This is a genomic window from Micromonospora sp. M42 (genome assembly GCF_000568915.1).
Taxonomy (GTDB): domain Bacteria; phylum Actinomycetota; class Actinomycetes; order Mycobacteriales; family Micromonosporaceae; genus Micromonospora; species Micromonospora chalcea.
This window is the reverse complement of record NZ_KK037233.1, coordinates 6,613,024-6,622,757: the sequence shown is the minus strand read 5'-3', so window position 1 is coordinate 6,622,757 and position 9,734 is coordinate 6,613,024. Positions and strand designations below refer to the sequence as shown.

Annotated in this window: 5 protein-coding genes; 4 read left to right on the top strand and 1 reads right to left on the bottom strand. The window is 73.2% G+C overall.

Going from position 1 to position 9,734, the window contains the following annotated elements; translation table 11 throughout:
* A partial coding sequence (locus MCBG_RS30585) for a class I adenylate-forming enzyme family protein (RefSeq protein ID WP_043329875.1) occupies positions 1–1,584 on the bottom strand: 1,584 nt, incomplete at its 3' end.
* 225 nt (positions 1,585–1,809) lie between these two features.
* Between MCBG_RS30585 and MCBG_RS30580 the strand changes: the two genes are divergently transcribed.
* The 4 genes from MCBG_RS30580 (at position 1,810) to MCBG_RS30565 (ending at position 9,448) form a co-directional block, all read left to right on the top strand.
* Positions 1,810–2,643, top strand: a complete 834-nt coding sequence (locus MCBG_RS30580) for a hypothetical protein (RefSeq protein ID WP_223201394.1) — start codon at positions 1,810–1,812, stop codon at positions 2,641–2,643.
* Positions 2,624–3,661, top strand: a complete 1,038-nt coding sequence (locus MCBG_RS30575) for a 3-dehydroquinate synthase family protein (protein WP_043329873.1) — start codon at positions 2,624–2,626, stop codon at positions 3,659–3,661. Before MCBG_RS30580 ends, MCBG_RS30575 begins: the two co-directional genes overlap by 20 nt.
* A gap of 321 nt (positions 3,662–3,982) precedes the next feature.
* Positions 3,983–4,960: a hypothetical protein gene (locus tag MCBG_RS33285; RefSeq protein WP_198033329.1), complete on the top strand. Its 978-nt coding sequence runs from the start codon at positions 3,983–3,985 to the stop codon at positions 4,958–4,960.
* An 804-nt stretch (positions 4,961–5,764) separates the two neighbouring features.
* Positions 5,765–9,448 (top strand): non-ribosomal peptide synthetase, encoded by a 3,684-nt coding sequence (locus tag MCBG_RS30565; RefSeq protein WP_043329869.1) that lies wholly within the window; start codon positions 5,765–5,767, stop codon positions 9,446–9,448.
* Positions 9,449–9,734: the final 286 nt, after the last annotated feature.

The following is a 9,734-nucleotide window of genomic DNA, read 5'->3' as shown; positions in this document are numbered from 1 at the left end:
GGCGAGCAGGCTGAGCGCCTCGTGGTGGCTGCCGTTGACCGCCCGCAGCCGGGCCGGCCCGTCGAGCAGGAGCCGGCGGGTGACCTTGCCGGACGCGGTGCGGGGCACCTGCCCGATCTCGTACAGCGCCTCGGGGACCTTGTGGTAGCTGAGCCTCTCCCGGCAGGCCGCGTACCCGGCACGGGGGTCGAAGCCCTCCGGCCCCGGGACCACGAACGCCACCGGCACCTCGCCGAGCACCTCGTGCGGCCGGCCGGTCACCGCCACGTCGGCGACGCCGGGCACCGCGCGCAGCGCCTCCTCCACCTCGCCCGGGTGGATCTTCTCCCCGCCCCGGATGATCAACTCCTGGTGGCGGCCGGTGACGAAGATGTTGCCGTCGGCGTCGCGGCGGGCCAGGTCGCCGGTGCGGTACCAGCCGTCGCGCAGGGCGGCGGCGGTGACCTCCGGCAGGCCGTGGTAGCCGAGCATGACGCTCGGACCGCTGACCCAGACCTCCCCCTCGGCGCCGGTCGGCACGTCCAGACCCGTCTGCGGGCTGACCAGGCGCACCTCGACGCCGGGCACCGGGCGCCCGCAGGAGCCCTCGACCCGGGGCTGCTCCGGCCGGGTGACGGCGATCGAGCCGCAGGTCTCCGTGCTGCCGTACGCGTCGAGCAGCGGCGCGTCGAAGACCTCGTCGAACGCCCGCCGCAGCGCGCCGGTGGTGATCGCCCCGCCGACCAGGCAGACCCGCAGGGCCGGGGCGCGGAAGCCGGTCTCCCGGGCGGCGGTGACCAGGTGGTGGTACATGGCCGGCACACCGGCGAGCACTGTGGCCTCGTCCTCGTCGACCGCGCGCAGCACGTCGTCGGCGGAGAAGCCGTCGATGAGCCGGGCCGTGGCCCCGACCGCCGTCACGCTGAGCACGCACCCGATGTGCGAGAGGCTGTGGAACAGCGGCAGTGGCCAGACCACCCGGTCGGCGGCGGTGAGCCCGGGGATCGGCACGTAACAGGCGGCGACCGACCAGAGGCAGGTGCGCTGGGTGGAAAGGACACCCTTGGGCCGGCCGGTGGTGCCGGAGGTGTAGAGCATCCAGGCCACCTCGTCGAGGCCCAGGTCGTCGCGGGCCCCCACGGACGGCTCGGTGTCGACCAGGTCGCGCCAGGCGACGACCCCGTCCGGAACCGGGTCGTCCCCGGTGACCACGATCCGCAGGGCCGGCCGGCCGGTACGCAGCCGCAGCATCTGGTCGAGGTGACGCGGGTCGGTGACCACCAGCACCGCGCCGGAGTCGTCCAGCAGATGGGCCAGTTCCGCGTCGGTGCTGTGCGGATTCACCGGCACGCCGACCGCGGCGGCCCGCGTGACGGCCAGCCAGGTCTCCACCGTCTCCACCCGGTTGCCGAGGCAGAAGGCCACCCGGTCGCCCCGGGCGACCCCGGCCGCCGCCAGGTGACCGGCCAGCCGACGGGTCCGCGCCGCCAGATCGGCGTATCCGACCGCCCTGCGGTCGTCGCGGAATGCGACCTTGTTCCCCGACCTGGCGGCGTGCGCCTCGATCAGATCGGACAACGGCTGGATCAGGTCGCTCCGAAGCATGTCACCACATCCATCCGTCGGCGAGACTCCTCATCCGCGGCGTAGACCTCGCTCGCCGTAGCGGCCCAAGTCTTCCGAGCACCCTGCCGGTGTCCTACCCCTGTCACCCCCTAAGTCGTCCCCAGTTCGGAGCGCCGATCGGGTGGTGGAACGGGCCCGCGGGCCGATGATGGGGCGACCCCCGCGGACCGTCGAATCCCGTGCTCCACCCGCCCGTCAGCCGAGGTGCCGTCGTTGGAACGCTGCTGGTTGTTCGCCCGTTCGGCCGTACCGGCCGGCGGCTGCCCGGGCACGCGGCTGACCGAGCTGGTCGGCACCGTCCTGACCGGGCTGGTCGCCGCCGCCCGCCGGGCCGATCCCGGCATGGACTGGTTCTTCGACCCGGAGGACTCCCCCGCCGGGCGGCTGAGCCTCGGCTTCCATGCCGCCCCCGCCGCGCTCGACGCGGTACGGGCGGGACTGCTCGCGTACGACCCGGGAGCGTCCCTCGCCGAGGACCGGTACGTCGTGCGAGACCCCGCGCGGGGCGGCCCGCTCGCGTTCGCGGGCAGCGAACTGGCCCTCACCCTGCTCGGCGGCGACGTGCCCTGGCTGGCCGGCGGCGAGTTGCCGCTGGCCGTGGCGCACCTGCGGCACCTGACCGGGCTGATGCCGGCGGCGGACCGCCTGGCGTTCCTGTTCCTGCACTGGCAGGAACGCAGCCAGCGGCTCACCGGCGCGCAGCGGCGGGACCTGGCCGCGCAGGCCGACGCCGGGGCGGAGAAGATCGTCCTGTCGGCCGGTGACCTACCGCTGGGCGGGGACGTGGCAGTGGCGTGGCAGCGCTACCTGGACCGGGTGACCGACGTGGTGGGCCACGGCCACCCGACGGCGCCTCCCGGGTTCCTGCTGGCGCACCACGCGCAGCTCACCCACGATCGGTGGGGCATCCGGCCGGAGGTCGACTCGCTGGCCGCGCTGGCGCTGCGCCTGTCGATGGTGCGGGGCAGCCCGGCCGCGACCGCGCCGGCCCGCGTTCCGCAGAGGAGGCAGCAACCACATGCACACGCCGGTACCTGACCGTCCCGCCAGCGAGCCGGCCCGCGTCGAGGTGGCACTCGGGGAACGGTCGTACCCGGTGCTGATCGGTCCCGGCGTACGCCACCGGCTCCCGGCGGAGGTGGCGCGGATCGGCGCCCAGCGGGTCGTGGTGGTCTCGGCCCGGCCACCGGAGTGGACGCCCGACCCGGGCGTGCCGCACCGGGTGGTGCCGGCCCGCGACGGCGAGCACGACAAGAACCTGACCACTGTGGAACAGCTCTGCCGGGCGTTCGCCGAGTTCGGGCTGACCCGGACGGACGCGGTGGTCTCGTGCGGCGGCGGCACCACCACGGACGTGGTCGGGCTGGCCGCCGGCCTCTACCACCGGGGCGTACCGGTGATCCACCTACCGACCTCGCTGCTGGCCCAGGTGGACGCCAGCGTCGGTGGGAAGACCGCCGTCAACCTGCCGGAGGGCAAGAACCTCGTGGGCGTGTACTGGCAGCCCCGGGCGGTGCTCTGCGACACCGAGCACCTGGGGACGCTGCCGCAGCGGGAGTGGCGCAACGGGTACGGGGAGATCGCCCGGGCGCACTTCATCGGCGCCGGTGATCTGCGTGACCGGCCGGTGGCGGAGCAGATCGCCGCGTCGGTGGCGTTGAAGGCCCGGGTGGTGGCCGCGGACGAGCGGGACTCCGGCCTGCGGCACATCCTCAACTACGGCCACACGCTCGGGCACGCGTTGGAGCGGGCCACCGACTTCGGCCTGCGCCACGGTGAGGCGGTCGGCGTCGGCACGGTCTTCGCGGGCCGGCTGGCCGGCGTCCTCGGCCGGATACCGGCCGACCGGGTGGCCGAGCACCACGACGTGGTGGCGGGCTACGGGCTCGACACCACGCTGCCCGGCGGCGTCGACCACGACGAGCTGATCACGCTGATGCGCCGGGACAAGAAGGCCACCTCGGGCCTGTCCTTCGTCCTGGACGGACCGGGCGGAGTCGAACTGGTCGCCCGCGTCCCCGAGGCCGCTGTGCGTACCGCACTTTCCGGCATGTGAGGCCGACACCGCCGGGTGCCCGTTCGCCGGCCGGCGCCGCGGGGGCGGCCGGGCCGGCAACCATGGCATCGCTGGAATCCGCACGCCGCAAGCTGGCGCACCGGGTGGTACTGCTGCTCGCCGCGCTACCAGCACGCCGCAGGCGTACCGGTCCGCGGCCCCGACCATGCCGACGATGGTCGCCGGCAGCGGGCCGTTGTCCGTCTCCGCCGGGTCGTGGTGCATGAACACGACGAACTGCCCCCGGTCGATGAACGGCGCGAGGATCGGTTCGGCGTCGACGCCGGGGGCCAGTGAGAAGAACGTGGTCATGGCGCACGGATGCCGGCCCAGCAGCGAGCTGCGGTGCAGCAGCGAGGTGGTGGCCCCGCTGACCCGGAAGTTCGGGTCGATGACCCGCAGGGCGCCGTCGCGGCCGATCCCGGCGTCGAAGGAGCAGTAGCCCCGGTACCCGAGCTCACTGGCCTTTCGGACCCCTACGGTCAGCGCTTCGACCAGTTCCTCCGGGGGCTGGTCGTCGTCCATCACACAACCGACCCACGTCGAGGTGGGCTGCGGCAGGTGTACCGACGATCCGAAGTAGTGCACCGATCCGCTCTCGGTCACGCCGAACTGGATACCCCAGATCGTCTGGAAGGGCACCTCCTCCTCGACGATCCACTGCTCGCTCACCTGTTCCAACTGGTTGAACAGGGAACGGTTCCGCCGGTCCGCCAACCGACGGGTGAAGATCGCAATTCCGCTGGACACCTCGACCCCGGCCGGTTTGATGACCGCCGGCCGGCGGTCCCGCGCCACGATCCGGCGCACTTCGGCGGGGGTGGCGACCTGCCGGCGGGGCAGGTACTCCGGCGCGACCAGAGTCTCCAGCACGGTCTTGTTGTTGAGGCGGGCGACCAGATCCGCGGGCACCCGGGCGCGAGCGGCCCGCAGCAGCGGGTCATGCGGAGGAAACTGGAACTCCAGCGTCTCGCCCCGCTCGACGGCTTCCCGCGCGTACCGCACCGCCTGCGCGCCGGAACGGAACTTCCGCAGGTCGCTGGGCGTCTTCAGACCACTCCGGCTGAGCAGACGCAGCGACTTGTCCGCGCTGGAGCCGGTGCTGCAGATCGCCGCCGACTGGTGCGGAAGGGTCAGGTGCAGACCCGTGATCATGTCCAGGCCGTTGTGGAGAGCGGCGCCCGCGCCGGCGAGATAGGGGCTGTCGGCGGTGGCCGACGGGTCGGGCGGTCGGGCCAGGACCACCCCGTCGTGTGCGAACACCTGTACCTGGATGGGCGCCTGCATCTAGTCTCCTGACATGCCGGCCCGGTGCGGGCCTCGGGGTGGCGGTGAAACCGGTGCGCCACGGCCACGAACAGCGGAGAACGTGGCCGAAGGGGTGGGCTCCCGGTCCTGATGCGGCCGCTCGGCCGCGAGAGCCGGGCGTGCCGCGTGCACCGACCGGACGGTCGTGAGCTGGACCGGCCGGGAAGCCGGCTGGCTCATGGCCAGCGTTGCGGCGGCGAGGTGCACACCGCCGGTCAGCGGTCGAGTTTCCAGCCACCGACCGGCGTCATGATCGAAAGATCATAGTCACTATGCACTGCCCCGGGATGGGCCAGACAGGCGAACGCGGACGGCTCTTTCGCCGCCGAGGCCGCCGATACTCCTAGCGGGACCATCGACTCGGGCTGACCGAAAAGCTGTTCTTCAGAAGGGCTGGAGTCGCCGGACGGCGCTGTCGCAGCCCGCGCTGTCGAGTGCCCGGATTCCGACGGCCACGCCCCCTGCCAGCTCACATCGCCGGCCCGGCCTCGACGCGGCCGGCGGGCACCGCCGAAACGTCCCGGGCCTGCCCGGGGAGGAGATCTCCGGCTGATGCGCTAGGGGTCGACGTGCCGATCTCTAGGGGTGTACGTCACTGCACAGCGCTTCGTATGGTCGGGCCCCGTCGGCTCGTCGTTGCCACTCTCAGCGCACCGGATCGGGTGGCCCGCGAGCGGTGCCGCCCGTCGACGCGCCTCGCGCCAACCCCCGCCGTCCGGCGTACGGCATCCCGGCTGACCGATCGTCGCGGCCCTGAGCCTTTCGGTCGTCCCCTTTCGATCGGAGGTCGAGCTGTTGTCTGTCGGGTTCGATGGCGCCCAGGCCGCGGACGGCGCGGTTGCTCTGGAACTCGTGGGGGACCTGCGGAGGCCGGCGGTGTGGCCCGCGCGGGCGGCCTCGGTGCACCGGGTGCTTCCCGCCTGGCCGTCGCGCGTGACACCGGCCGGGCACGTCGTGGTGGCGGGGCTCGTGGCGGTCCTGGCCCGCTGGACCGGCCAGGACGAGGTGGTGCTCGGGCTGGCCCCGGCCGGCGGGTCGGTGGCGCGGGTGGACGTCTCGGGCGACCCGGGATTCGGGGAGTTGGCGGCGCGGGTGGGACTGGCGTGGACGGCGCCGGTGGCGGGCCCGGACCGGCCGGACCCGGTGGCGGTGGAGTTCACCGACGGTCCGGTGGCGGAGACGGGACCGGCCGTGGTGGACGTCGACATGGTGGTGCGCGTGGCGGCGGACGGGTCCGTGCTGCGGGTGGACTACGCGGTGGAGGGATTCTCCGCGCAGTTCGTGCGGGGACTCGTGGATCAGGTGGTGGTGCTCGTCTCCGCCGGGACGGCGGCGCCGCAGGTCGCCCTGTCGCGACTGCCGTTGCTGGACGCCGCGGAACGGGAGCGGTTGCTGACGTGGGGGCGCGGCCCGGTGCGGGAGATCCCGGGTGAGCCGATCCACGAGCTCGTGCTGAGCTGGGCGCGGCGGTCGCCGGAGGCGGTGGCGGGTGTCGCGGGCGACGAGGTGCTGACGTACGGGGAGCTGGATCGCCGGTCCGGGCTGCTGGCGGCGTACCTGCGGTCGGTGGGTGTCCGTGCCGGTGACGTGGTGTCCGTGGCGTTGGAGCGCGGGTTGTGGTCGCTGGTGGCGGCGATGGGCGTGCTGCGGGCGGGTGCCGCGTACACGCCGATGGACGTGTCGTGGCCCGCGGAGCGGATGCGGGTGCTGCTGGCCGACCACGGCGCGCGGGTGGTGTTGACGGTCGGTGCGGTAGCGCCCCGGATTCCCGCCGAGGACGGGGTCACGGTGGTGGCGCTGGACGACGGCTGGCCCGCGGTACCGGCCGGTGCGGTGGCGGATCTGCCTGCGGTGCCGGTGGACGCGCCGGCGTTCGTCATCTACACGTCGGGTTCGACAGGCACGCCGAAGGGCGTGGTGCTGTCACACGAGAGGCTGGCGAACTTCCTGGCGTGGATGACCGGCGAGTGCGCCATCGGCCCCGGCAGCCGGATGCTGCACTCGGCGGCACCGGTCTTCGACGCCGCGTTCGGGGAGATCTTCGCCGCGCTCACCGGCGGGGGCCGCGTCGTCGTGTGCCCGCGCGACGATCTGCTCGACGCGCGCCGGCTCACCGACCTCGTCAACACCCAGGGCGTCACGCACACGTTCGGACCGGCCACCAACATCGCCCCGCTCGACCCGGCCGCCTGTCCCGGCCTCCGCTGCGTCATCTTCGGCGGCGAGGCCGTTCCGCCGCGGCTGGCCCAGCGGTGGCTGACGGCGGGCACGCGGGTGGTCAACGCGTACGGGCCGGCCGAGATCGCCGTGGCGTGCACCTGGTTCGACGCGTCGGCCGGGTGGGGTGGCGCGTACGTGCCGATCGGCTGGCCGATGCCGAACCGGCAGGTCCGCGTCGTCGACGCGAACCTCGACCTCTTGCCGGCCGGGGTTCCCGGGGAGATCCTGATCGCCGGCTTCGGCGTCGCCGACGGTTACCTCAACCGCCCCGAACTGACCGCCCAGCGGTTCGTCACCGACCCGTACGGCGGCGGGCTCGCCTACCGCAGCGGCGACCTGGGGAGGTGGAACAGCGCCGGAGCGCTGGAGATCCTCGGCCGGATGGACCACCAGGTGAAGGTCAACGGCATCCGCATCGAGCTGGGCGAGATCGAGAGCATCCTCGCCCAGCACCCGGAGGTGGAGACCGCAGTCGTCGTCCGCCGCGAGGACCGGGGCGTGGCCCGGCTCATCGCGTACGTCACCGGGCGCGACGGCGGCACCCCGGCCACCGGCGATCTGCGCGACCACGCCACGGCCCACTTGCCGAGCTACATGGTCCCCGCCGCCTTCGTCGTCCTCGACCGCTTCCCCCTCGGCGGCACCGGCAAGATCGACCGGAGTGCCCTTCCCGCACCCGGCGCCCAGCGCCCCGACCTCGGCGTGCCGTACGTCGAGCCGGCCACCGAGGGCGAGCGCCTCGTCGCGGAGGTGTTCGCGAGCGTGCTCGGCATCGAGCGGGTCGGCGCCCGCGACAGCTTCTTCCACCTCGGCGGCACGTCGTTGCAGTCCGCCGCCGTCGCCGCAGGCATCGACGAGGCCGCCGACGTGGTGGTGCCCGTCTCGCAGATCCACCGCACCCCCACCCCGCACGAGCTGGCCCGGTGGCTCGCCACCGCCCCCCGCCGTACGGACACCGGCTCGACCGCCGGACAGGCCCGGCAGCGCCCGGGACCGGTCCCGCTCGCGCAGCAGGTGGCGAAGTGCCTGATGTCGCCGCTGGAGGTCGTCGTCCCGGTCACCTGGTGGATCGAGGGTGAGCTGGACCTACGAGCCCTCATGGCCGCCCTCGGCGACCTCCACCACCGCCACCAGGCCCTGCACGCCCGCTACCGGCGCACCGACCCACCAACCGCAATCATCCCACCCAACCCCGGCATGCCCCAGCTACGGCTCCTCGCCGACGCCGCCACCGAACACGACGCCCTCGACCAACTCGCCGAAGCAGTACAACAACCCCTCGACTACACCCAAGGCCGCAACTGGCGCGCCGCCCTGATCCGAAACAAAACCACCAACCGAATCCTCTTCGGCATCGGCATCCACCACATCGCCTTCGACGGCTGGTCATACGGACTACTCGTCCGAGACCTCACCCACGCCTACACCGCACGACACACCGGCCACAAACCCACCTGGACCCACCCCGCACCCACACTGCACCAGTCCCACGACGAATACACCCGCCTCCGCAACGCCGCCGACCTGCAAACCCAACGAACCTACTGGCGCGAACAACTACGCGACCTACCCCGCCAAGGCAAGGGCCCGGCCACCGCGCCCCTGGAGCAGGCCCTCGCCTGGGGACCGAAGGCGGGCCACACCGTCACCGTCACCCCCGAGGTACTCGACCGCTGGGACCGGGCCGCCCGCGACCACCGTTTCAGCCGCTCCAGCTACTTCGTGGCGGCCTTCGCCTCGGCGCTGCGCGCCATCCATCAGCAGGACGACATCGCCCTGCTGATGGTGGTCGCCAAACGCGGCAGCCGCGTCCTCGACTCCGCGTTCACCACCCGGCTCAACCTCAACTGCGTGCGGGTGCGCTTCGACGGGCCGCACGACGACAAGCTGGTCCTGCGGGTCGACGAGACGATCCGCGATCTCATGCGGGCCCAGGACGTTCCCTTCGCGGAGACCGCCGACGATCCCGCCGCCGGGCTCTCCGGCGAGGTGGTCGCGAGCCTGCCGACGTTCGTGTTCCAGGACAACGTGGTGGTGCCGCTGGAGCTGCCCGGCTGCCGGGCCGAGGAGGTCGTCGACCCGTACGCCCGGGAGGTGCCCAACGGGCTCACGGTCGAGGTGCTGCCCCGCGTCGACCATGCTCTCCTGCGCGTCACCATCCGCACCGACTACCTGCCGTACAGCTTCGCCGAGGAGCTGAACCACCACATGCTGCGCTTCCTCGAAGACGGGCCGGCGGGTACGCCCACCGCCGGCTGACCGTCCGCCCCCTGCGTACCGGACCGCTCGTCGCCGCGTGGCACGCGGCCCGTTGTCCCGAGAGTTCGTGGTTGTCCCTTCCGGCGCACCCCTCTGGGTGGCGCCGGCCCTGATCGGAGGCTGGCTCAATGTCTGTCGGAATCGTCGGTGCGCAGACCACGGATGTCGCTGGGCCCGGCTTCGAGATCCTCGACCTGATGGGGGACCTGCGCCGGCCGGCCGCGTGGCCGGCCCGGGCGGCCTCCGCGTACCGGCGGGTCGACCTGCCCGTCCCGGCGGGGGCGCC